The sequence below is a fragment of the Lentibacillus sp. L22 genome, assembly GCF_040812445.1.
GTDB lineage: Bacteria > Bacillota > Bacilli > Bacillales > Amphibacillaceae > Lentibacillus_C > Lentibacillus_C daqui.
Genome location: NZ_JBFNXI010000039.1, coordinates 1 through 24,702, shown reverse-complemented (window position 1 = coordinate 24,702; position 24,702 = coordinate 1). Strand labels below are relative to the sequence as shown.

Genomic DNA, 24,702 nt, shown 5'->3' with positions numbered 1-24,702 from the left:
GCTTAAAAATCAAATACTTGTTCATCCACCATAAACTGTTTCAACGCTTCCTCATCTATCGCATAACCTAACCCTGGCGTTTGAGGTACATGTATCACACCATTTTCCACTTGTACTTCTGGCGTAATAATATCTTTTTCCCAGTATCTGGAGGAGCCCGCCGTATCTCCCGGCAACGTAAATCCAGAAAGGGTGGTCAACGCAATATTATGGGCTCGGCCAACTCCAGCCTCCAGCATACCTCCGCACCATACATCAATTCCATGAGACCGACAATAATCATGAATCCGTTTGGCCTCTGACAGACCACCAACTCTTCCAATTTTTATATTAATTATCTTGCAGCTACCAAGTTCAATTGCCTTTTTCGCGTCTTCAAGCGAATGAATGCTTTCATCCAGGCAGATTGGGGTACGCATATTCTTCTGCAGTGTTGCATGATACAAAATATCATCATGCGCAAGCGGCTGCTCAATCATCATTAAATTTAAATCGTCCAATTGCTTCAGATGATCCATATCTTTTAATGTATATGCGGAATTAGCATCAGCCATTATTGGTGTATCCGGAAATTGTTCACGAACCTTCCGAAGTACATCCACATCCCAGCCAGGTTTAATTTTAATTTTAATCCGTTTATATCCCTTCTTGATAAAATAATCCACTGTATCAATTAGCTCCTGTACCGATTGCTGAATCCCAATACTGATCCCGACATCAATTTCTTGTTTCTCTCCTCCAAGTGCAGCAGCAAGTGTCATATTATTTTGTTTCGCATACAGGTCCCAGACAGCTCCTTCTAAAGCTGACTTTGCCATATTATTCCGCTTAATTGGTTTAAAAAGTTTGGAAACATCGTCAGGATGCTGAAGCTCATTCTCCTGCAAAATAGGGATGAAAAAATCTTTCATCACATGCAAATTGGTTTCCACTGTTTCCTCACTGTACCATGGAACGGTAAACGCAACAGACTCGCCAAATCCCCTGTTACCATTTACGTCGATTGCCTCTGTAATGAAAAATGCCCGATCTTGCATAGTGCCAAAACTGGTTGTAAATGGATGCTTCAGCCGCATATTTAATCGTTTTAATTTCATCTGCTTGATTGGAACCATCACTGTTAATCCTCTCCCTGTCCTAATTGGTAAACACATAATAACTGTAGTCATGCGCAGCTTCGCGAATCAAATCGCTTGCCTGAAATCCATGGTCAAAAAGCTGTTGAAATACCTTCCTCGTCTCCAGCCGCCATTGTTTCGCAAGGGAAAAATCTGTTTGTTTTATTCCCTGAAAATGTTTTGGTATCGCCACAAAATAACAATCACCAGCCGCAAGATTCGCCGTTTCCAAGCGTTCTTTCACTATCGGATAGCCATTTTCATCGGCGTCTAGTAGAATGTGTTCCGCTTGTAACGAAACGTCGGGCTGCGATTTCTGATTGCTAATATCCCATTTAATTTGAATCCGGTCTGTCGGCAGTCCCTGATTGAATTCATCATTCATGGAGCCGTAATGATCCGCCTCATAAAGGGCACCAGTTGCTTGGAGTTTATGCAAGTTTAAATAGGCATTCCTGCTCTCCAGCGGGTCAAAGGTCCAGGTAATCATGCTGTATCCCATCTTCTTGGCAATCTCTGCTTGCTTCCATTTAAATTTTACTCCTAATCCGCTTGTTCGATATTCGGGTAAAATTCCCAGCATGTGGGAGCACAAATAAGGAGTACCCCGGTCAAATCCAGCAAAACTATATAAAAAGCCTACCATTTTCTCCCCATCATAGGCTCCAAGTACAATTCCGCCATGATTCAGCGCTGTAAATGTTTGATGGACGGGGATGGGATCCATATGCCATACCTCAGATTCAACCTCCTGCATTTGTTGGAGTTCGTCTATCGTTTCCAGCGTCTTTATCATTAAAGTCATTGATGTTCCTCCTCGCTGTATACCTTGACTATTTTCTGTAATGCATCGGAAAGGATAGTTACCACTATTGGAATAATCCTTCGATCAAATGTCATATTAGAATGATGCAAGCCAGGTTTTAAATCACAACCTACCAACACAGCATGGTCGCTTTTAACTCCGGCCGCTTAATGGTATAAAAATGAAAACCTTCCTTACCAGTAGTCGTAATCACCGGAGCTGTATTTCAAACTCAAGTTCTGTTTTAGTTTCCATCTTGCTCTTCCTCATGCAAAAAAATCTGTTCCATCAATCGCATCAAATCTTGTTGCGCGTTTTTGAAATTGTTCCGCATTTTTTAGCGAGATGGCTGAGATAATACTATTCGTTATCGACATCACGGTTGGTGCTACATCAAGGGTAGATCCCATGTTTAATTGTACATGTAGTGTTATACTTGCATATTTGGAAATTGGAGCAATTGGTGAATCCGTAAATGCAATTACAAATGCTCCTTGCCGCTTAGCCAGTTTGGCAATATGTATTGTTTCAACTGCATATCGATGGAACGAAAAAACGACTACAACACTTTTTGCAGTAAGTTCGCCAATGCGCAGTAAAATATCATCCATATTGGACTGAAACAATCTTGTATTTCCTACCACCAAATCAAGCGCAAAAGCAAACCAGCTCGCCAACGCATGCGACGTACGAATACCAGCAACAAGCGTTCGATCAGCAGAGGCAATTTTTGCTACAACTGTTTCAAGTTTTTCTTCTGATAATTGTTCCATGGTTTGTTGAATCGCTTGCAAATCATTCGCCATCAACGCTTTAACGGATGAAGCATGCGTTGTGTACGTTTCCGATTTCTTATCAACAAATTCAGATAATGTGCTTCTTTCGAAAAGTTGTTGCTGTATTTCTCCCTGGAAGGAACGATAACCGGAGTAGCCAAGTTTTTGACAAAAGCGTATGACCGTTGTCTCGCTAACCCCTATTAGTTTACCCGCCTCTGCTGCCGAATTCATTGCAAAAATTTTCGGGTCATCATATAAGTATGAAGTAATCTTCAGTAAATTGTTTGAAAAGGTATGTTGGTTTGCTGCTATCTTTTGATAAATAGATTCCATTGGAAGTCCTCCATAAAAAAGACAACGAAGCAAACCCTTCATATTTATTTCTAAAAAAGGAAATGCTTCAGAATTTAATTTATCCTATCACAAATTATGTGGTTTGACAACTGATTTTGTTGTTCGAACTATAGTGGTTCACGAGGAAATGACAGGCGTACGTTTCAGCTAAAAAGGAAAATCAGCCACATGTTAACAATTCCCTACCCATACTGCTTAACCGCTTTTATTGTCGTTTGATAATTTTCCATATACGTTTGATGACTTAATAATTTATACGTTAAAATATCCAGTAAAAACAAACCGGGTAGTTGTGAATTGATAAATTTTTCATCATCGATATATTTGTAACTGGATATTAACACGACTTCATTTGAAAACTTCGTCAGTAATGTATCATCATGATTCGTTACCGCCACTGTAAACACGTTATTTTCTTGTGCTAATCGTGCTGAATCGACTACGCTTTTCGTTTCACCAGTATTTGAGAAGCATAATAATACGTCATTTTCATCTAACAATGATGTCTCCATGATCATGCCATGCGCATCTGTTACGGATCTGGAATGAATGCCCATCCGCTCAATCCTGCTATTAAACTCATTGGCTATTAAGCCCGAGTTTCCAATTCCGCAAAACAAAACCCTTTTGGCATCCATGATTAAAGAAACGATTTTATTTGTTTGTTCTTCACTTATAAACTGCTGCGTTGACTTGATAATCATTTGATAGTAATGGTAAATCGTAGCGAATGTTCCCGCCGTATCAGGCATGTCGGAGGTTTCCCCGCCAACGGAAAACTTCATTTCCTGGAAAGAATTAAAACCAATTCTTTTGCAAAATCTGGTTATCGTTGCTGGCGATACCTGTATTTCTTTTGCTAAATCAACAATGGATTGATTTAAAATAATAGCTTTATGTTCCGACAAATAACCAATAATTTTCTTGTCATGTTCGGTTAAGCATGATTTAAATTTTTGAATTCTATTTTCAAAATTCATGTTCCATTCCCTTCCATCATTCCTTATTGCTATTTCCTTAATCATACCATTCTATGTGTGTTTAAAATAGTGGTAGATTGACAAAAATGAAAACGTTTGATAGTATTACGGAAAATATTTTCTTTGGAGGTGCATTTAATGAAAAATATTTTCGAAAAGGCTCAACAATTCGGTAAAGCATTTATGTTACCGATTGCTATTTTACCTGCAGCTGGACTTCTGCTGGGAATTGGCGGTGCCCTTTCCAATCCTAACACGGTAGATACATATCCCATTCTTGATCATGATTGGTTACAGGCAATTTTCACTGTGATGAGCGCTGCAGGTGACATTATATTTTCAAACTTGCCGATTCTCTTTGCTATTGGACTTGCAATTGGCCTGGCAAAATCCGATAAGGGTACGGCTGGTTTAGCTGCTCTACTTGGGTATTTAGTGATGAACGCTACCATCAATGCGATATTAAACATCACGGGTAATTTAGCCACTGATGACTTATCCGCTGCTGGTCAAGGCATGGCATTGGGTGTTCAATCACTGGAAACAGGCGTTTTTGGTGGTATTATTGTGGGGATCATGGCTAGTTTCCTGCATACCCGCTTTAACAAAATAACATTACCCCAATTTTTGGGTTTCTTTGGTGGATCCCGTTTTGTACCAATTATAACCTCGTTTTCTGCTATTATTCTTGGTGTGATCATGTATTTTGTTTGGCCATTGTTCCAAAACCTGATATTTAATATTGGCGATATAGTCAATGCAACCGGTTATATTGGAACATTTTTCTATGGCTTTATTTTACGCATGTTGGGACCATTTGGGCTGCACCATATCTTCTATTTACCTTTTTGGCAAACAGGATTGGGTGGCTCGTTAGAAATTGCTGGTCATTTAGTACAAGGTACACAAAATATCTTTTTTGCTCAATTAGGCGATCCGGAAACAGAAAAGTTTTTTGCAGGTACTTCCCGCTTCATGTCCGGACGTTTCATTACCATGATGTTTGGACTACTTGGCGCAGCATTTGCCATTTATCGAACTGCCAAACCAAAAAATAAAAAAGTCGTCGGAGGATTAATGCTATCCGCAGCGTTAACTTCCTTCTTAACAGGAATTACCGAACCCCTGGAGTTTTCATTTTTGTTCGTTGCACCAGCACTCTATGTCGTACATGCTATATTTGATGGCTTTGCCTTTATGCTCGCACATATTTTTCAAATTACTATCGGACAAACATTTTCTGGCGGTTTCATTGATTTTGTGTTGTTTGGAATACTACAAGGGCAAGAAAAGACAAATTGGATTTATGTCATTCCGATCGGTATCATTTGGTTTTTCCTATACTACTTTACATTCTCATTCCTGATTAAACGGTTCAATTTTAAAACACCTGGACGAGAAGATGAAAAAGCAGGAAAGCCTGCAGTTAATCAATCAGGTGGTGGAACAAAAGAAGGACGCCCCTTTGCCATTATTGAAGCTCTTGGTGGAAGGGAGAACCTTGTCGATGTTGATAACTGTGCAACCAGATTACGCGTAACCGTTAAAAATAGTGACATAGTCGATAAGGATGTATTATCACAAACTGGAAGTAAGGGCGTTGTCATAAAAGGCGGCGGTGTTCAAGTTATATATGGCCCGCAAGTTTCTGTCATTAAAAATGAAATAGAAGAAATACTTGAAAATTAGATTAGGAGATGTAACCCATGTATTTACCAAAAAACTTGATTGTATCCTGTCAAGCACTCGAGGATGAACCACTCCATTCTTCATTTATCATGAGCAAGATGGCACTGGCTGCTTACCAAGCCGGGGCAAAAGGGATTCGGGCAAATTCAAAAGCTGATATTCTGGCAATCAAAAAAGAAGTTGATCTTCCTGTTATTGGGATCGTAAAACGGAACTATGCCGATTCTGATGTTTATATAACCGCTACCTCCAAAGAAATTGATGAATTAATCGAAAGTGGATGTGACGTCATCGCCATGGATGCTACCGTTAATCCAAAACCAAAAGAGACGTTGAAGGAATTAGTTAACTATGCAAGAAATCAAGCGCCCAATGTAGAATTAATGGCGGATATTTCAACGGTTGAAGAGGCAATCAATGCTGAAAAACTTAAATTTGATTACATTGGAACTACTTTACATGGCTATACAAGCTATACAAAAGGTGAAAAATTATACGATCATGATTTTTCCTTTTTAAAAGACGTCCAGAATGCAGTTCAAACCCCGGTCATTGCAGAAGGGAACATAGCAACTCCCGAAATGCTAAAAAGAGCATTTGAATTGGATGTATACGCGGCTGTTGTCGGTGGGGCGATTACACGGCCACAGGAAATTACGCGTAAATTTCTCTCGGAGATTGAAGGTTTGGTGAAGGGTAAGGAATAAAATATTTAGGTTGGAGTGAGTTGAGGGCATTTATAGGTTTATTCAATGTCCTCAACTTAAAGGTATTTAAAATATAAAATTTACGTTCCTTCCACTTCCTTAAATAAAATGGTGCGCCAAGTTATCGACTATCGAAAACCTTCAACCAAGTTTCCATATTATCGACTAAGAGCCACCATTGTATGAAAATGATATCACAATGAATCCTGACCTCGTCTACCTAAATGTTAGGTATCAGAACTAATTTAACGTTTTTGTTTGATAAGGCAGGGAAGGAAACAGGTTACATAAAGCCATATTTACCAATAACTAAAATTCAACATCAGCGAAATCATCATAATTTACATCATGTGGGATTGCATTCTCAACCATAAGATCACGCAATGTAGTTATCACTATAGAAACATCCATATCCAATAATTCTTCATTGTAATAATTAGATTTAAAGTATGGAACATTTCGAACAACGTATTCACAATTTGCAATCCGCCAATCAACGTCCTTTCTTAACATAGTTGGTTCGTTTTTCATTAATTGAACCCCCTTGTTTATGGTGAGCATCTGCATTCATCCCTTCATAATGCATTCTATACATATATATAATTTCAACCCCTATATACACATTTTCAAGGCTTTTTATTCCCATTACTTTTTTTGGATCGTTCAACTAACTTCGTCTTATATTCAACCATTCTTTTCGCAAGTTCGTTATTAATGGCAATTCCCTTTATATCGTCATTTTTTGGCGAAGACCTCTAAACCATTTCGGCAATCCATCCGCCCCAAAAGTCAACAATTAATTCGAAAAGTTAAGTCACTTTAGAAAATCGGTTTCCCAAATGTCCGTTTAGTTTCTATTCATGGTTTAACTCCGGCATATGAATTTTTTGGAGAAGATGCTTCGTTTAGTTTTTTTGGAACCTGTTGCTGATCAAATTTCACAACCCTTTTCACCCATTGATACGGTGATGTATTAGCAATCCGTCCATTAGGATATACTTTGTTTATAGGGGCGTACCATTGCAAGAATAGTACAGACGGGTGAATATTGCAGTTTGAAAGTTCGTTATCGCTACCAGGATCAGTTGCTAGGATGACGAAATTGACAAATACGGTGGACCTAAAAGTCATTGACCGATTTTTGATCGTCCGGGGTTTGGTTCCACTCCCCCGACATAGTAAAGAGGGATTTACCATGATTGAAATACTATCAATTGCATCTATCGTCACATTTATGTTTTTGCTTAGGGATAAAAATAAATATGAGACAGTCTACAATGGAGATGAATCAAGTGTAGGCGAAGCAAACGAATATTATTGGCTTCTGAGAAACAACAAAATCCCAGTTAAGTACCAGATTCCATACAACTGGGAAAATTTTTATCAATTCGGATACAAAGAAAGCCCGATATATCTTAAGGTAAGTAAAAAGGATATAGAAAAAGCAAGGCAAGCGATGATGTATTATCGGCTAGAGAAAGCGAAAATGGAAAGAAATATGGAAGCGAACAGAAATAAGTTGTAGATGCCTTACGCTTAGCATTGTTTCTCCGGGAGTGTGCGTGCAAGTCACAGACACGAAGTCGGGGGCTAGCAAACTACATCTTGTCATAAATTATCTCCCGCAAAAAAGCCCTGTAGAAAAAACATCCACAGAGCCAACTATCCTTATAACATTTTACTGTTGCTACCTATTATTTTATACTACTAAACCAATTCCTTAAACCGCTCCACCACATCTTCCACCGTAAATCCAAATTTTTCAATCACTTGATCTCCAGGACCTGAAACACCGAATGTATCGATGCTCATGACAGCACCATGACATCCGGCATACTCCTTCCTAAGCCCGCCACGTCTTTTATATCTTCGTCTATTCCACCTCTTGGGGGGATTAGCGATGGTGGAGAAAAAGCCCACTAAATGAAAATTTACTTTACAGCACTTAAATACAAATCTAAAGAATCTTCTACTTCCTTCGCGACTAACTGAATAAAGTCATCATAAACCTTTTGAGTATGCGCTTTATCTAAGGCTTCATAATAACCTAATCGATTTTCTACTTTGATGACAACCGGCGGAAACCCATCTTTCATTAACTCCAGATTCAATAATAACCGGGCTGTACGACCGTTGCCGTCAATAAATGGATGAATTCCCACAAAGATTGCGTGTAACATCGCTCCACGGGTAACCGGATGCAGTTGTTTCGTTTCTTGTTCATACCAATTCATTAATTTCTCCATTTGTTCCTTTATAAGAAACGGGGCTGGTGGTGTATGCTTTGCACCTGAAATGAAAACCTGTTGGTCACGATAATTTCCAGCATATGCATCATTAATGCCTTTTAGTATTAGCCGATGCAAGTTTTTTATTTGCCATTCTGACAGTGACTCTTTACGTCGAACCATTTCTTCCACATACGCAATGGCATCACGATGATTAATAACCTCCAAGTGTTCACGCATTGTTTTTCCACCAACTGTAATACCTTCCAGCACGACTTTCGTTTCATTTAATGTTAGCGTGTTTCCCTCGATTGCATTTGAGTTATATGTCCATTCAAGTAATAGCTTTTCTCGTAAACTTCTTAATGTATACTTTGGCAAAGGACGTTTTGCATCAAGCCGTGCTTTCTTTTCATCAATTTTTTCAAACATCTCATCTCACCTCTCAAGGATACCAGCATACTTTCGATAAAATAGATTTTTATCATTTATATAATAGGGCGATATATTGTCATTGATTCGTTTTTATCTAAGTTAAATACCTGCATTATGTAATTGATAACATCGGAGTAAAACTTCAATTTCAAGTATATTATAACATAAGATGTGCAACTTTTATTATCCATTGCTATCAGTAGCAGAGAGCAAACTGATATCTTCTGCCTTACAGCGCAACGTCCATTTATTTACATTTCAATTATACTAAGGCATGGATGTCAACTAGTTAACAAAGGGGCAATATTTATGATCAAGAAACTATTAAGGTGGATAAGTGTAAAATGAATCAGCTTAGCAACGGATTAATACCAATAAGCCTGAATATGTACGATGATTCTACAAAATTAAAAAAATTCCCCTAAGTTGAGGGGCTAAAGTACATGGGTAAAGTCCATATACCTAAAAGCGCTTGGTATTTCAAAATAACCCAAATCGTTCCTTTAAAACGAATACCCACTATACAATAAAGGGTTAGTTAAAAACCCCATCTATTACCAGATGAGGTTTATTCAGCATGACTTTTTAATTTTCTTTTAACAAGATATGAAACCCTTTGTATTTCAGTCTCCCCCTAGGCGCTCTCCCCAGTAGTTTTGTGTTCACTTTCATCACTACCCAATTTAGCTATCCCAAATCCCGTAAATGCCCATATAAGTGCAAAGATAATTCCCGAATAATTTAGTACGGCCCATGGTAAATAGGATAACGTAGATACCCCTAATGTCCCGGCCATATACGCCCCTGCAGCCGTCCATGGCAGAATTGGTTCAATAATCGTAGCAGAATCTTCAATCGTTCTTGATAAATTCTTCGGGTGTAATCCTCTTTTAATATAAGCATCTTTTAATGCTTCACCGGGAATTAAAATAGAAATTTGACCATTACTTGTTACACCAATAGTTGTCAAGCATGTAACAATGGTGCTTGCGATTAAGCCGAATGTGCTTTTTACTACTTTTAACAGATTATTAATAATCACATGAAGCGAGTTGGAGACCATCATGGTACCCGCAAATGCAATGGCAACAATTGCTATTAGCAACGTGTTCATCATAGACATCATACCGCCACGATTTAGCAATGTTGGTATATCCTCAATAACATTTGATGTATCGAACCCTGAAACCATGGAAAGGTCAAAACCGTTCAACGTTGATACAATAACATCATTTAATGAAAATCCTTCAAATATCATTCCGTTAGCCATCGCCACAAATGACGCCAGTAACATGACTGGAATGGTTGGTTTCTTACGTATTGCCCCATATAGAACAATAATAAGCGGCAAAATATACAATAAATTCCAATCATAGATCTGGTCTAACGTATCCATAATTTCAAAAACACTATCGGGGATTACACCTTTACCATCAGATATCATAAACCCAGCTATTAAATAAACAATTCCAGCCACAACAAAGGATGGCACAGTAGTATAAAGCAAATGTTTAATGTGATCATATAAATTTACCCCAGTTGATAAGGAAGCCAAGTTAGTTGTATCGGACAGCGGCGACAGTTTATCTCCAAAATAGGCACCAGAAACTACAGCACCCGCCACAGCACCTAAATTAGTATCCATTCCAATTGCCACTCCCATAAATGCCACGCCAATGCTTCCAGCGGCACCCCAGGATGTTCCTGTGAAAATAGCAACTACAGACGTAACAATAAAGGCGGTTACAAAAATATACTCAGGGGATATGATCTTCAGCCCATAATATATTAACATTGGAATTGTTCCACCAACCATCCAGGCACCTATCATGAATCCAACAGTAATTAGGATCAATATCGCCGGCATAACTTTCCCTATTTTCTCTGAGACAGATTCCATGATATCGTCAAAGCTATAACCGAGATATAAAGCAATAACTCCTGCTATTAAAGTAGATACAAGAATCAAAGGCTCGGCAGGAAGATCATAAATCCCTATGCCCAGACTAAGTAGTACAAGCATGCTGATGACTGGCACTAATGCTAACAACAAACCTGGTTCTCTTTGCACCTTTTTCATATTGTTCTCCCCCTCATGGATGTGTCGATGCAATTCTATCTAAAGCCTCTTCTAATTTTTTTCTTGGAATTGCTACATTTATTCGGATAAAACCTTTTCCATCATCTCCAAATGAACTCCCCATGGAAACAGCCACTCTCGCCTTTTTAAAAAGCCATTTCCTTAAATCGCCTTCATTTAGGTCGGCTTCTCGACAATCAATCCACATTAAATAAGTGCCTTCCGACTGAATAACGTTAAACTTGGGGATATGCGCTTCTATATAGTTTTTTGCGAATTGATAGTTCTCCTTAATATAACTTTTTAACATTAACAACCAGTCATCACTATATAAATAAGCTTGCGTTAGAGCTGGAACAGCAAAATAAGTTGGATTATGAATACCAGCCTGTTGCAAATTCATTTTGAACTTTTCGCGTAAATGACGGTTAGGAATAATAATATTGGAAATCTCCAATCCTGGCAGATTAAATGTTTTCGCTGGAGACGTACATATAACTACTTGGTTCATAATGGACTGTATTTTTCCTATTGGTATATGGCCTTTGGAAAACGCAAAATCTGCATGTACCTCATCAGAAATTAATAGTACATTATATTTAACACATAAATCGGCTAGTTTTATTAGTTCCGACTCATCCCAAACCCGTCCCACTGGATTATGCGGGGAACAAAGTATAAATGCTTTAGCCCCACAGGAAAATTTGCGTTCCAAATCATCAAAGTCCATTTCATAATGACCGTTTAAATACTGTAATGGGCTTGTCACAACCAGGCGCTCGTTTAATTCCACGGCATTTTTTAGCGGACTATAAAAAGGAGATTGGATAACAATTTCATCACCCTTTTGCGTATTATTCTGAACAAACAAAGATACTGCTTGGACAATGCGTGGGCAAAATACAACCCAGTCTTCAGAAATGCTCCAGTCGTAACTTTTTTTCATCCACATTTTAACAATCTTTTTGTAATCACCTGATAAATTCGTATAACCATAAATACCATGATTTGCGGCATCCACTACCTTATTGATAATTTCAGGCGAAGTCCGAAAATCCATATCCGCCACCGATAAAGCAATAGTATCCTCCGCATTTGTATCCTCAACAGCTTCCTCCCATTTTGCTGAATTTGTGTTTTTCCGACTTACAAAATGACCAAACATGTTGAAATCACCCTTTTCTATTAGTTGCGATGCTTCATTAACTTTTTATGCAATGAAACGGTTGACGGATAAATTTCTTTATATAATCCAAATAACTCTTTATATGTTTCCACATTTTTTTCATTCGGAGTATAAACCTTATCTTCTTTCAAAAACCTATCTGCACATTCATTTAATGAGCTAAACCATCCACATCCATAAGCCGCTAACATTGCTGCCCCCATACCCGGACCCTGTTCACTTGATAATTTAACTATGTTTGCATGAAAAATATCCGCTTGCATTTGTAGCCATACTTCACTTTTGGCTCCACCGCCGATCGAAATGATGGTATCTATTTTTTTACCATTTTCCCTAAAAATCTCAATGGTTTCATTTAAGGAAAAAGTAATCCCTTCCAAAACCGCACGAATAAAATGTTTACGTTCATGGGAAATATCCATTCCAGTAAAACTGCCGCGTATCGATGCATCAACATAAGGTGTCCTCTCACCGGTGATATATGGGGTGAATAATAAACCATTTGAACCAGGAGGAACTGATGCTACCTCTTCTAATAGTTCATCGAAATCTTTTTCTTTAGCAAATATATCCTTAAACCAGCTCAAACTGTTTCCCGCAGCAAGGGTAACACCCATTGTGTAAAAAACATTTGGCGCCCCGTGATTAAAATAATGCACTTTTCCTTCGAAGTCTTTATCCCCTTTTTCCTCATAAGATAAAGCTACACCAGAAGTTCCAGTACTTACTAACGTCTTTCCATCTTCTAAAATTCCTGCACCAATTGCCCCGCATGCATTATCAGCTCCACCGGCAAACACCCGTGTTAATGCTGATAATCCGGTTGCATCAGCCAGTTCCGGCGTTATTTTCCCTACCTCTTGGTGTGAATCTACCAAAGGAGGACAGAAATCATAATTAATATTTAATCGATTACAAATCTCCTGACTCCATTGTTTTTCTGTAACGTTCAATAGTAACGTTCCCGCTGCATCGGAATAATCCATATGCAATTTCCCAGTTAGTTTGTACCGTACATAGTCCTTTGGTAACACAAACTTTGTTGCCTTATGAAACAGTTCAGGCTCATTTTTTCTAACCCATAATATTTTGGGTAGCGTAAAACCCTCTAGTGCCGGATTTTTCGTTATCTCCAGTAAACGTGCCTTACCAATCACATCGTAAATCTCTTGGCACTCAGCAGTAGTTCGGGTGTCATTCCAAAGGATGGCATTTCGTAACAAATGATTATTTTTATCAAGCAGTACCAAGCCATGCATTTGTCCGGAAAAACTGATTCCCTCAATATCTGCAGGATCCCCATCAAAATTCTTGAGAAGATCAGACAGCCCGGCAACTGTCTGATCTACCCATACGTTAGGATCCTGCTCACTATACCCAGTCTGTTCCTGAATCAATGGATAAGCTTTTGATACTTCTTGTGTTACTTTACCGGCCTGATTTACTAATAAAAGCTTGACAGCACTGGTTCCCAAATCGACGCCAATAACATATTTCACCATAAACCCTCCTGACAAAAAGGTCATTTACCTGCGTACGCTCGCAGTAAATACTGATTAATAGTGGATTTTATTTGTTCCAATCTACCAGACACATTGTTAATCTCAGTTAGCCCTAATGCATACTCTTCCAATTGATGAAAATCCGTGTTGCCTTCCACAATATCTTTACCTATCCCTTCTTTGTAACTTTTATACCGATTCTCTACCATGCCTTCCAGCACGTTGTCGTCGATTAATGCTTGTGCAACCTTTAATCCAACGGCAAAGCTGTCCATCCCGGCAATATGTGCAAGGAATAAATCTTCCGGTGTAAAAGATCCACGACGTACTTTTGCATCAAAGTTAAGCCCTCCACGACTTAGTCCACCATTTTTCAATATTTCATACATCGCAAGCGTGGTAGCATATAAATCCGTTGGAAATTCATCCGTATCCCAACCTAATAAGGGATGTCCCTGGTTTGCATCAACAGAACCTAACATGCCATGAATACGAGCATACCGAAGTTCGTGTTCGAATGTGTGACCAGCTAATGTTGCATGATTTGCTTCAATATTAAATTTAAAGTAATCTTGTAAGTCATAGTTTTGCAGGAATGCATATCCACTTGCCACATCAAAGTCATATTGATGGGTGGTTGGTTCTTTCGGCTTTGGTTCGATAAGAAATTGTGCGTCAAAACCAATTTCTTTCGCATAATCAACCGCCATATGGAAGAACCGGCCCAAGTTATCCATCTCTAGCTTCATGTCCGTATTTAGAAGTGTTTCATATCCTTCACGGCCACCCCAGAACACATAGTTTTCAGCACCTAATTCTTTACCAATTTCGAGACCCTTTTTCACTTTTGCCGCGGCATACGCAAACACATCCGCATTACTTGACGATCCAGCACCATGTACAAACCGCGGGTGACTAAAGTTGTTTACGGTATTCCACAGTAGTTTTGTTTTACTATCTTTCATATAATCTTTGATCATGGCAACAATAGTATCTAAATTTTGGTTCGATTCCCTTAGTGAGGATCCCTCCGGTGCAATATCCACGTCATGAAAACAAAAATAAGGAACATTTAACTTCTCAAAAAACTCAAATGCTGCCTCCACACGTGCCTTTGCTAAATTCATTCCTTTAAATTTATCCCATGGTCGGATGGCAGTTCCCATGCCAAAAGGATCAGATAAATCCTCTGTAAATGTATGCCAGTACGCTACACCGAAACGTAAGATTTCCTCCATTGTTTGTTCACCAATTTTTTCTTCAGGATTATAGAATTTAAATGCGTATGGATTGTTTGATGTTACACCCTCATACTTGATTTTGTTTATATTGGAAAAATAACTCATGATATAATCCCCTCTCGTCATCATTATTAAAAGTTATTACAGATGTGCAAATTCATTACAAAACTTTGTTTATCTAGTAAACTAAGTTTAACGCCAACTGGAAACGTTGTCAAACACAAATTAGTATTAGATATGGTAAAATCATGGTAACTGGACCATTTAATATATATTTAATTGTGTTAAATGTATACTTTGTTATAATGGTAAAACAAACACCTTACCAGATATAGAAATTAATTAATGATAACTGTTGGGGAGAAGGACACATGAATTCATTACGCACTGGCAATCAAAACCTAGTAAAGCAAATTAACAAATCCATTGTTTTTAAATGTATCGAGAACAAAGGACCTGTATCCCGAGCACAAATTTCCAAGGAGACTGGTTTGAATAAAGCAACCGTTTCATCCATGGTTACGGAACTAATCAATGAATCGTTTGTATATGAAATTGGATCCGGCCAATCAAGCGGTGGGAGAAAACCGGTGATGCTATATTTTAATAATCTCGCTGGTTATTCGATTGGAATCGATTTAGGTGTCAATTATATTTTAGGCGTTCTAACAGATTTAAGAGGCACGATTATTGAGGAAACAACCATATCAATGAATGAAACAGCATTTGAATATGTGTTGGAAAATATCATTTTCGTTATAGAAGACTTAATAGACAAAGCCCCAAACAGTACGTATGGAATTGTAGGAATTGGGGTTGGTGTTCCAGGTAACGTAGATAAAGATGATAAAATCCTTTTTGCACCAAACCTTCATTGGAAACAAGTGGATCTTAAGCTAATGATTGAAAATAGATTTCGTATTCCTGTAACGATTGAAAATGAAGCAAATGCTGGCTCCCACGGCGAACGTTTATATGGTGCAGGGAAAAACATCTCTAACTTAATCTATATCAGTATAGGTATCGGAATTGGTACAGGGATTATTATTGACAATCAACTTTACACAGGGGCATCTGGAATATCGGGGGAGATGGGGCACGTCACCATTGATGCAAACGGAAGAAAGTGCTCTTGTGGAAATCGTGGTTGTTGGGAATTATATGCATCCGAGAGTGCACTATTAAAAGAGGCCAAAACTGAGAATCTATTGAGCAAAGAGGATGGAAGTAATTTAGGCTACCTGATTGACGAGGCACAATCGGGCAACCCAGTGGTATTACGAGTATTAAATCAATTAGGGGAATACATTGGTATTGGATTAACAAATATTATTAACACATTCAATCCAGAGGTTGTCATTATAGGAAATCGGATGGCACAATTTGAACAATGGATTGCGAACCCAATCGATAATATGTTGAGTGAAAGACTTTCCACTTTTCACAAAGAAGGTACAGAAGTCAGATTTTCTAATCTAGGAAAGCACTCATGTGCAATTGGAGCCGCTTCTTTTTCTGTTTCTAAGTTTATGGATGATAAGAGGGTTACTGTGCGGTGAATAAGGTGTAATGAAGTTCTATAACGGAAAAAAGGGTATGGCTCCCCTATTTTCCGTTTTATATTTCAATGAAATGGATTGATATTCACTCTCATCCAACAAGTTTTTTAGTAACTACAGAGTTCTTGTAAACGTCAAATAACCCTCACCTTATTTACTGTTTACCATTTAATATTGATTTTAACGGTAATTAATCATCGAAAAATCCAAAATATCGGTAGGCATTATTATAAGAAATATCTTCTACTATTTTTCCAATTTGATCTTCATCGCTTGGAATTTGCCCACGTTCAGCCCATTCACCAAGCAATTCACAAAGAACTCTGCGAAAATATTCATGACGTGGATACGACAAAAAACTACGAGAATCGGTAAGCATTCCTACAAAATTCGGAAGTAAACTTACTTCAGCAAATGCTGTTAATTGATTCCTCATTCCAGTTCTAGTGTCGTTAAACCACCACGCCGACCCAAGTTGGAGCTTTTGCACCATATCTTTTTGGAACGAACCCAAAACCGTAATCAAAGGAATCCAATCATTGGGATTTAAGGAGTACACAATTGTTTTTGGAATGCTATCACTTTTTTCTGCACTAGCAAATAAACATCCAAGATCTTCCGCTAAACTTCCATCCGTTATGGCGTCAAAGCCAGTATTCGGACCTATTTTATTGAACATAGTTACATTTAAATCACGATATGCTTGTATGTGCAACTGCATGGTTACTTTTTTATCACGATAAATTTTCATTAGTGCTTTTAAAAGTGCAGTTTTGTATTTATTAACTTCAGTTGAAGAAATTGAGCCAGTACCATCCAATGCCCTTTTTACAATACCATCCAATTCTGCATCTGTGGTCTCAATATAAGTATACTGTTCCAAGCTGTGATCAGATAATACTGAGCCAACTTCATAAAAATAATCCATTCTTTTTTTTAGTGCGAGAACAATACTGTCAAAATCATTAATATTGATACCCGAAGCGTCACCAAGCTGATCCATATAGGAGATAAAACCTTTTTTCTCAATGTTTAACGCGTTATCCGGACGAAAGGTCGGCAATACTTTAAAGCCAACGTCTTCTTTACTGAGTAAATTATGATAATGCAAATCATCTACCGGATCATCCGTTGTACAAACTACTTTTACATTAAACTTCTTAACTAAATTCCTTGGTTTAAATTCATTTGAATCTAATAATTTATTTGATTTCTCCCAGATTTCAAAGGCTGTATCCCGGTTCAACACTGTATTAATTCCAAAATACCTTCTTAACTCTAAATGAGTCCATTCATACAGGGGATTACCTACTGATTTTTCAATCGTTTCGGCCCACTTTAAGAACTTTTCGTAAGGTTCCGCATCACCTGTTATATATCTCTCCGGAACACCATTGGCTCGCATTAATCTCCACTTGTAATGGTCACCAATGTTTCCTTCACCAATCCATGCCTGCGAAAGATCATTAAACTTCTTATTTTCATAAATCTCTTTTGGACTCAAATGACAATGATAGTCAATAATAGGCATTTTTGCTGCATGATTATGAAATAGCTTACGAGAAAAATCTGTTGTTAACAAGAAATCTTTATCCAAAAACACAATCATCACTCCCTTTCATAATCTTACGATGTTTAAGCCTCAGATTTTGCTACTGCTTCCCACAGGCCATTCAAGTATGCAATTCCTAGAGCACGATCATAAAGTCCATAACCTGGTCGGCCATTTTCACCCCATATCATTCTTCCATGATCTGGTCTCATATATCCGTCAAAACCCACATCATAAAGAGCTTTCATAATTTCATACATATCCAAAGATCCCATGCTAGATAAGTGGGCAACTTCATGAAAGCTTTCTTTATCGGTGAATTTTATATTTCTACAATGAGCAAAAGCAATCTTATTTCGGTCACCGAAATAATGAATTATGGAAGGTAAATCATTATTCGGATTCTCTCCCAAAGATCCTGTACACAATGTCAAGCAATTGCTAGGGCTATCAACCATCTGTATAATTCCTTTTAAATCCTCAAAGTTTTTAACTATTCTTGGTAAGCCAAAAATACTTTTTGGAGGATCATCGGGATGAATCGCCATCTTAATATCACATTCTTCGCAAGTTGGAATGATGGCCTGTAAAAAATATTTGAGGTTTTCTCTTAATTTATTTTCATCCACGCCTTTATATTTCTCAAATAAGCTTTCTAACTCATTTAGTCGTTCAGGTTCCCAACCTGGCATCACAAATCCATTGGAATTATCCGTTAATGATTTAACCATAATATTTGGATCAATTTGATTAATAATTTCCTGATCGTATGATAGCACTGTTGAACCATCTTCTAATTCATAGGCTAAATTAGTTCTTGTCCAATCGAAAATCGGCATAAAGTTATAGCATATAACTTTAATTCCATATTTCGACAAGTTCTTAATCGTTTCAATATAATTTTCTATATATTTGTCACGGCTCGGTAAACCTATTTTAATATCATCATGTATATTAACACTCTCAATTACTTCAAGTGTTAATCCCGCTTGTTCAACTTGATTTTTTAGTGTTCTAATTTTATCTTCATGCCATATTTCACCAATCGGAACATCATAAAGTGCGCCTACTACACCTTTAACATTTGGGATTTGTCTTATTTGTTGCAATGTAGTGTTATCATCATTTTCACCATACCATCTCATTGTCATCTGCATGAATTAACATCTCCTTTAAGCTAAATATTTCTTAAGTGTAGCCCTTATTGATCCGGGTCCAATGATTAGCTCTTTTACATATTCTTCAACCTTTGACCCAAGTCCAACCTTATATAGGTCAATACCGAAAATGGATTCATTAGAAAGAATATCATACAAGTTGTTTGCCACAGATTCCGGTGCGCCAAATTTTATACCAGAAATAGAACTTTGCAGCTCGTCAAGCATTGGATCTGGACTCAATTCCATCTTTTTTCCTTCATCATTCAACCCCATTAAATACCTTATCCATCCAGCAATAACCAAAGGGATATAGCTTAGGTTCTTGGCTTTGTCTTTATACAATTTAATTGTTTCGCCATATCTTATGGCTAGTTTCTGCGATGTATCTGACGCAATCCTTTGAGGTGTATCAGGTATATTCTTATTTGGAAGCCTTTTATTTATTACTTCATCTATGAACTGATGGGGGTCAATGATCTCTGGATCTTCCACAACAGGCAGCCCTTCCTTATAGCCAACTTTTTTAATTAATTCCCTAATTTGGGGATCATTCATTTCATCAGCAATTGTAGAATAACCTAATAAACATCCATAAACGGCCATTGCTGTGTGCAAAGGATTTAGACAAGTACACACCTTCATTTTTTCAACTTTATCAACAGTTTGTTTATTTGTAAGGTAAACGCCAGCTTCTTCAAAAGGAGGTCGCCCATTTGGAAAATTATCTTCAACAACTAAATAGTGAGCATCCTCTGTATTTACAAAAGGAGCATAAACAGAGTGCCCCTTTGTCTGTATAATATCCATTGATTCGAATCCCAATTCTATCAATTTGTTTAAAACATTTTCCGAAGGTCTTGGTGTAATCCTATCTATCACACTCAAAGGAAAAGAAACTATACGATCGTTTTGTAGATAATTTATAAAGCCTTCATTTACAAAACCATTAGTTTTCCATAACTTTGCAATCTCTAGTATAGTTGATTTTAATTTATCCCCGTTATGGGAAAAATTATCAGTACTTAGCAATGCTATTGGATAAGCACCTTTGTTATATCTTTCATATAATAACGCTGTTAGAATTGAAATAGTATGTTTTGCGTATTCTGGTCCATTATCAATATCATTTTTAACAATGTTTGAATATTGGCCATTAGGTTTCTTCAAACTATATCCTTTTTCTGTTATTGTGATAGAAACCATTTGCAATGATTGGTTTGCAAAAACATTTTTTACCCTTTTTGTCGATGAAGAGTTACTGTTTGAGTAATAATGGCTCTCTACAACACTTCCAATAATTTCTTTATCAATCTCTCCATTTGCTTTGGTTACACACATTAATGTTAGATTATCATTTGCATGGTATATTTTTTTTATGGTTTCATCACTGGATGTATTTACTACGATGATTCCTGTATTTGACAATCCCTTATTAATTAGATTTTGCTGGATAGAGGCGTGGAAACATCTAAAGATGTTTCCACCGCCAAAATGAATCCAAGTAGGTTTACGAATGGTATTCTTCTTTACTTCATCAAGTTTGTAACAGGGTAATTTAATTCCCTTACTCAAAAATTCGTTTTTGTTTTCCATGAAATTTTTATTAAGTTTAAGCATAAGAAAACACTTCCCTTTAAAAACGATAATCCTCTTCCAAAATCAACTTCAATTTGTTTTATAATTCACCACTATTGCTAGCAAAATTATCAAATAACCTTTTTACCTTCGAAAAGTAATTCATGTTTTACAAATACTGTATAAATGACGCTTTACATACCAATTAAATTAAATTCCTCACTAGAAACCATAATTTCAAACTTTTCTTTTTGTGGTTTCTTACACTTTACTAAAATCGTTCTATCTGACAACTCATAATACCAACCTTCATCCGCAGCTTCCCAGGTGTCCCTATTAAGAAAACGTGGTATTTCTTTATTGTCAGCTGTAACCCAATACGCTCCTTTCTCCTTATTAATCAGCTTAATATTAAGGGAGGATATACTATTTTTATAATCCCCTGTTGTTTCAAAAGAAATCCGTTTACGAGAATCACCAGTCACATCTATTTTCGTATACTCATATACACCATTTTTAAAGTCATTACTTATACCGTCATCATCATAAAAATAGAAGGTACCATCTGATTCTCCCCCGATTAGAATATCAAGACTCGTCATCGTATCTGTTGAAATATGTGTAACATCATTATTTGTAATAAAAATTCCATTACCCCTCAAAAACATAGGAATACTATCTAGTGTGACTGGAATTTCAATTACTTGACCACCTTCATATTCTTTCAGGTTATTATTAATATCGTACCATTTGCAACCCTTTGGTAAATACACTTTCCTTGTTTTTGCTCCTTTTTCAAGTACACTGGCTACCAAAACCGATGGACCAAACATAAATGTCATGTTTTCATCATTATAACAATTGATGTCATTTTGAAATTCAAAAAACAAAGGTCGCATTATTGGTTTTCCATTAATATGGGCATCGTACATTAAAGAATATAAATATGGTAACATCTTATAACGCATGCTATACGCATGGCGAACATATTTATTGTATTCCTCATACATCCATGGTTGGGTTACTGTATTATCATCGTTAGCTGAATTAATACAGAATCTTGGCTGAAATATGCCATTTTGTATCCATCTTAGTAAGAGTTCCCCCTCTGGAGCGTTTCCAGCAAACCCCCCGATATCGCAACCAAAATTAGCTACTCCTGATAATCCCATACCCAAAATAGTAGCGATATTGAATTTTAATGTACGCCAATCCGTTAAATTATCGCCTCCCCATGTCTGTGCATATCTTTGAATACCCGCAAATCCAGCACGATTTATAATATAAGGACGATGGTTCGGATAAAGTTCAAAAATAGCCTTTTTTGCAATATAAGCCATTAAATTGGAGTGCATAATTTTTAGTTGAGCCATGGTTCCTTTCTTTCCATCAAAATCACATATTGCATTCCGATCCTCTATGCCATCATATTCACAATTATCATTCCATACAGTTGTAATACCCTTACTTAAAATAGTTTCTTGAAGTAATTTTTTCCATGTATCCCTGCCTGTAGGATTTGTAAAATCTATAAATCTTCCGGATCCCCCCCACCAACGACCAGTATAATCTTCTTTACCATCAGGACTTTTCACAAAGACATTATTTTTTTCAAATTCATTACTATATGGATGATTAAACAATATACCCGGTTTTAAATTAGGAATGACATCAATGCCCAGTTCATTCATTTTTTTTATAAATCCCTCGGGATTAGGAAATCGTTTCTTATTCCAATTAAAAGTATATCTTAGATTGTCTTTTTCCCCAGATGAGTAACCTGATGCTAATTTAAAATTGTCTATATACATCTTTTCATCAACATATTTATTAATTACCTCATATATTTCTTTGTCACAATCCTTTTCTAATTCAGCATAATACATAGTTGAAGCAGTGTATCCAAAGCTATGTTTTGGAGCCATTGCTTGCTTTCCTGTTAACTTTGTATAGTTATCTAGGACCTGTCCAACTGAGGGGCCGTTAATAAAAAATAAATCAATGTCCCCTCCGTCAGCCTGATAGTAGCTATAACGTGGCCAATAACCACTAATTTCATTTCCCATATCAAATACCGCGTCATATGAATTATGATAAAAAAGTCCAAGGGCATGTTGATTATTTTTATTCAATTTAATATAAAAAGGTATATGTTTATACAATGGATCTCCCGTTTCCGGGTCATGACCAATTGCATCTTTAGGTGTCATTCGCATTCTTCTGCCCTTTTTATCCAATTTACCTGTTTTTTCACCAAATCCATAAAAATGATCATTTTTGAAATCTATTTGATTATAATGAGAAACTCTTCCTAATTGATCTTGCTCAAAAGCCCTTAACGGTAAATCGCTATATAACTTTTCACCGTTTAACTGATATAAGGAAAAATGTAGTGGTGATTTACACATTACTAATTTCATTGTATTTGTATAAAAAACTATTTCCTTATCTGTTTCTTCCATAGGAATGTCCAGTGCTTTTATTTTTTCGCGTTCCTCGGGAAATAGATAGTCCAAACGATCTTCCCATGCAGTCATAACCAAACTATATGACTCTTCCGTCCACTGTCTGTTAAATGAAACCCGTACACGTATGATATCATCCGTCATAAAAATGATCTTAATATCAGCTGCATCGCCTTTCACATAGTAACCATTCTTCATTTTATTTATAGACAAAAAGTTTTTTAAAAGCATCTAAGGTTCCTCCCACACTCTTTATGAATAGAAATTTACTTTGAAGATAAAGAGACTTTACTTATGATAATCTAACGCCAAAACCACCAATGGGAATTTTCAGATTAATACAATCACCTCAACCCTGGCAGTTTATCACTCACCAAACAAATTTGAAAATGAGTGGCATCCGTCACAGTAAAGATACTCACCATAATTGGTATAGCCTCAACCTTCTTATTTTCTAAATTTTATTTTATAACATGTTTTTTACCAAACTGTTCATCTTCCCAAACATTTTCCCATTTGTAACCAGTCAAATTTTCAATAACATTTTTTGTTTTTGGATCTGCACTGTTTTTATCACCTCCTGCCCGAAGTCGGTTCAACTCATCCCGCACAATCCCATGTGTCCTTTTGTTTAGGTGGAAAGTCTGCGCTTCCAATAATGCAACTAACAGTAGGATTCCTGTCCCACCAATCAACACCGCCGCAATTGTATTTTGAGCTCCAGTAGTTTGATGAATACTTCCTTCTACATATCCTCCCATATCTAGAAAGTACCCTACACAAACGGTGGCAACAGCAACTGTTGATTTTCTGACGAATGTCATTACCCCAGCATAGATACCCTCACGATGTTGTTTCGTAACAATTTCATCCAAATCCGGTATTAGAGGATATACATTCCACGGTACAAACTGCAAAATAGCAAGACCAAAGTTATAAAGGAATCCAAAGGCAAATAGTAGAATGACCATACTACTTGGTTTAGTGGCAAAGAGTACATAAAAGCCACATAATGCAATAATTTCACAGCTATAGGATACACTGTATAGCCAACGTGGCCCAAATTTGACCATTAGGAAGCCCGATAAAATAATTACCAACGGCCCTATGATGCTAAGCGACAAGACATTAGCACTCGTTGTTGGACTCACCATCAATGCAGAAACACAAAAGTATGCAAATACAGCATTAAACACATCCTTTGATGTAAATGAAAATAAATAACTCAACTTTCGCAGCCCAAACTAGGCAGGTATACCTTGATATAGTTAGGTAATCCCGCAAACC

The 24,702-nt window shown here is 37.1% G+C and carries 19 protein-coding genes; 4 read left to right on the top strand and 15 right to left on the bottom strand.

Annotation, left to right across the window (positions count from 1 at the left end; genetic code table 11):
* Positions 1 to 2: 2 nt before the first annotated feature.
* The 4 genes from menC to ABRT01_RS14305 all read right to left on the bottom strand — a co-directional run bounded on the left by menC (position 3) and on the right by ABRT01_RS14305 (position 4,036).
* Positions 3 to 1,115, bottom strand: a complete 1,113-nt coding sequence (gene menC / locus ABRT01_RS14320; protein WP_269412612.1) for an o-succinylbenzoate synthase — start codon at positions 1,113 to 1,115, stop codon at positions 3 to 5.
* A 22-nt stretch (positions 1,116 to 1,137) separates the two neighbouring features.
* Positions 1,138 to 1,923: a GNAT family N-acetyltransferase gene (locus ABRT01_RS14315; RefSeq protein WP_269410249.1), complete on the bottom strand. Its 786-nt coding sequence runs from the start codon at positions 1,921 to 1,923 to the stop codon at positions 1,138 to 1,140.
* Positions 1,924 to 2,189: 266 nt separating this feature from the next.
* Positions 2,190 to 3,035, bottom strand: coding sequence for a MurR/RpiR family transcriptional regulator (locus tag ABRT01_RS14310; RefSeq protein ID WP_269410250.1), 846 nt, complete (start codon positions 3,033 to 3,035; stop codon positions 2,190 to 2,192).
* A 203-nt stretch (positions 3,036 to 3,238) separates the two neighbouring features.
* Positions 3,239 to 4,036 carry a MurR/RpiR family transcriptional regulator gene (locus tag ABRT01_RS14305; RefSeq protein WP_269410251.1) on the bottom strand — a complete coding sequence of 266 codons (798 nt, stop codon included), beginning with the start codon at positions 4,034 to 4,036 and terminating at the stop codon, positions 3,239 to 3,241.
* Positions 4,037 to 4,174: 138 nt separating this feature from the next.
* Here ABRT01_RS14305 and ptsG point away from each other — a divergent pair, with 138 nt between their 5' ends.
* Positions 4,175 to 5,725: a glucose-specific PTS transporter subunit IIBC gene (ptsG, locus tag ABRT01_RS14300; protein ID WP_269410252.1), complete on the top strand. Its 1,551-nt coding sequence runs from the start codon at positions 4,175 to 4,177 to the stop codon at positions 5,723 to 5,725.
* A gap of 17 nt (positions 5,726 to 5,742) precedes the next feature.
* Positions 5,743 to 6,432: an N-acetylmannosamine-6-phosphate 2-epimerase gene (locus ABRT01_RS14295; protein ID WP_269410253.1), complete on the top strand. Its 690-nt coding sequence runs from the start codon at positions 5,743 to 5,745 to the stop codon at positions 6,430 to 6,432.
* 309 nt (positions 6,433 to 6,741) lie between these two features.
* Here the strand turns inward: ABRT01_RS14295 and ABRT01_RS14290 are convergent, their stop codons facing one another.
* Positions 6,742 to 6,993, bottom strand: a complete 252-nt coding sequence (locus ABRT01_RS14290; protein ID WP_269410254.1) for a hypothetical protein — start codon at positions 6,991 to 6,993, stop codon at positions 6,742 to 6,744.
* A gap of 634 nt (positions 6,994 to 7,627) precedes the next feature.
* On the opposite strand from ABRT01_RS14290, the gene ABRT01_RS14285 reads away from it, so the two are divergent.
* Complete coding sequence (locus ABRT01_RS14285; protein WP_367748067.1) at positions 7,628 to 7,957, top strand: hypothetical protein; 330 nt, start codon at positions 7,628 to 7,630, stop codon at positions 7,955 to 7,957.
* A gap of 406 nt (positions 7,958 to 8,363) precedes the next feature.
* Here the strand turns inward: ABRT01_RS14285 and ABRT01_RS14280 are convergent, their stop codons facing one another.
* From ABRT01_RS14280 to xylA, 5 genes are all read right to left on the bottom strand, one after another.
* Positions 8,364 to 9,092, bottom strand: a complete 729-nt coding sequence (locus tag ABRT01_RS14280; RefSeq protein WP_269410256.1) for a Fic family protein — start codon at positions 9,090 to 9,092, stop codon at positions 8,364 to 8,366.
* Positions 9,093 to 9,729: 637 nt separating this feature from the next.
* Positions 9,730 to 11,175 carry a Na+/H+ antiporter NhaC gene (gene nhaC, locus ABRT01_RS14275; protein WP_269410257.1) on the bottom strand — a complete coding sequence of 482 codons (1,446 nt, stop codon included), beginning with the start codon at positions 11,173 to 11,175 and terminating at the stop codon, positions 9,730 to 9,732.
* A gap of 13 nt (positions 11,176 to 11,188) precedes the next feature.
* Positions 11,189 to 12,340: a MalY/PatB family protein gene (locus ABRT01_RS14270; protein WP_269410258.1), complete on the bottom strand. Its 1,152-nt coding sequence runs from the start codon at positions 12,338 to 12,340 to the stop codon at positions 11,189 to 11,191.
* Between the two features lie 20 nt (positions 12,341 to 12,360).
* Positions 12,361 to 13,860, bottom strand: coding sequence for a xylulokinase (gene xylB / locus ABRT01_RS14265; protein ID WP_269412613.1), 1,500 nt, complete (start codon positions 13,858 to 13,860; stop codon positions 12,361 to 12,363).
* Positions 13,861 to 13,883: 23 nt separating this feature from the next.
* Positions 13,884 to 15,209 (bottom strand): xylose isomerase, encoded by a 1,326-nt coding sequence (xylA, locus tag ABRT01_RS14260; protein WP_269410259.1) that lies wholly within the window; start codon positions 15,207 to 15,209, stop codon positions 13,884 to 13,886.
* A 266-nt stretch (positions 15,210 to 15,475) separates the two neighbouring features.
* Between xylA and ABRT01_RS14255 the strand changes: the two genes are divergently transcribed.
* The gene (locus ABRT01_RS14255) at positions 15,476 to 16,663 is read left to right on the top strand and encodes an ROK family transcriptional regulator (protein WP_269410260.1); all 1,188 of its coding nucleotides are present in this window, start codon (positions 15,476 to 15,478) and stop codon (positions 16,661 to 16,663) included.
* 190 nt (positions 16,664 to 16,853) lie between these two features.
* Here the strand turns inward: ABRT01_RS14255 and uxaC are convergent, their stop codons facing one another.
* The 5 genes from uxaC to ABRT01_RS14230 all read right to left on the bottom strand — a co-directional run bounded on the left by uxaC (position 16,854) and on the right by ABRT01_RS14230 (position 24,644).
* The gene (gene uxaC / locus ABRT01_RS14250) at positions 16,854 to 18,266 is read right to left on the bottom strand and encodes a glucuronate isomerase (protein WP_483308159.1); all 1,413 of its coding nucleotides are present in this window, start codon (positions 18,264 to 18,266) and stop codon (positions 16,854 to 16,856) included.
* Between the two features lie 32 nt (positions 18,267 to 18,298).
* On the bottom strand, positions 18,299 to 19,372 hold the full coding sequence (gene uxuA, locus ABRT01_RS14245) for a mannonate dehydratase (RefSeq protein ID WP_269410262.1): 1,074 nt from the start codon (positions 19,370 to 19,372) through the stop codon (positions 18,299 to 18,301).
* Positions 19,373 to 19,387: 15 nt separating this feature from the next.
* The gene (locus ABRT01_RS14240; protein ID WP_269410263.1) at positions 19,388 to 20,992 is read right to left on the bottom strand and encodes a mannitol dehydrogenase family protein; all 1,605 of its coding nucleotides are present in this window, start codon (positions 20,990 to 20,992) and stop codon (positions 19,388 to 19,390) included.
* Between the two features lie 152 nt (positions 20,993 to 21,144).
* Complete coding sequence (locus ABRT01_RS14235; protein WP_269410264.1) at positions 21,145 to 23,646, bottom strand: glycoside hydrolase family 31 protein; 2,502 nt, start codon at positions 23,644 to 23,646, stop codon at positions 21,145 to 21,147.
* Between the two features lie 230 nt (positions 23,647 to 23,876).
* Positions 23,877 to 24,644, bottom strand: a complete 768-nt coding sequence (locus ABRT01_RS14230; protein WP_367748057.1) for an MFS transporter — start codon at positions 24,642 to 24,644, stop codon at positions 23,877 to 23,879.
* Between the last annotated feature and the right edge of the window lie 58 nt (positions 24,645 to 24,702).

Coding starts and splice junctions, on each gene's coding strand:
- menC (WP_269412612.1), bottom strand. CDS start 1,115: ATGGTTCCAATCAAGCAGATGAAATTAAAACGATTAAATATGCGGCTG.
- ABRT01_RS14315 (WP_269410249.1), bottom strand. CDS start 1,923: ATGACTTTAATGATAAAGACGCTGGAAACGATAGACGAACTCCAACAA.
- ABRT01_RS14310 (WP_269410250.1), bottom strand. CDS start 3,035: ATGGAATCTATTTATCAAAAGATAGCAGCAAACCAACATACCTTTTCA.
- ABRT01_RS14305 (WP_269410251.1), bottom strand. CDS start 4,036: ATGAATTTTGAAAATAGAATTCAAAAATTTAAATCATGCTTAACCGAA.
- ptsG (WP_269410252.1), top strand. CDS start 4,175: ATGAAAAATATTTTCGAAAAGGCTCAACAATTCGGTAAAGCATTTATG.
- ABRT01_RS14295 (WP_269410253.1), top strand. CDS start 5,743: ATGTATTTACCAAAAAACTTGATTGTATCCTGTCAAGCACTCGAGGAT.
- ABRT01_RS14290 (WP_269410254.1), bottom strand. CDS start 6,993: ATGCTCACCATAAACAAGGGGGTTCAATTAATGAAAAACGAACCAACT.
- ABRT01_RS14285 (WP_367748067.1), top strand. CDS start 7,628: ATGATTGAAATACTATCAATTGCATCTATCGTCACATTTATGTTTTTG.
- ABRT01_RS14280 (WP_269410256.1), bottom strand. CDS start 9,092: ATGTTTGAAAAAATTGATGAAAAGAAAGCACGGCTTGATGCAAAACGT.
- nhaC (WP_269410257.1), bottom strand. CDS start 11,175: ATGAAAAAGGTGCAAAGAGAACCAGGTTTGTTGTTAGCATTAGTGCCA.
- ABRT01_RS14270 (WP_269410258.1), bottom strand. CDS start 12,340: ATGTTTGGTCATTTTGTAAGTCGGAAAAACACAAATTCAGCAAAATGG.
- xylA (WP_269410259.1), bottom strand. CDS start 15,209: ATGAGTTATTTTTCCAATATAAACAAAATCAAGTATGAGGGTGTAACA.
- ABRT01_RS14255 (WP_269410260.1), top strand. CDS start 15,476: ATGAATTCATTACGCACTGGCAATCAAAACCTAGTAAAGCAAATTAAC.
- uxuA (WP_269410262.1), bottom strand. CDS start 19,372: ATGCAGATGACAATGAGATGGTATGGTGAAAATGATGATAACACTACA.
- ABRT01_RS14240 (WP_269410263.1), bottom strand. CDS start 20,992: ATGCTTAAACTTAATAAAAATTTCATGGAAAACAAAAACGAATTTTTG.
- ABRT01_RS14235 (WP_269410264.1), bottom strand. CDS start 23,646: ATGCTTTTAAAAAACTTTTTGTCTATAAATAAAATGAAGAATGGTTAC.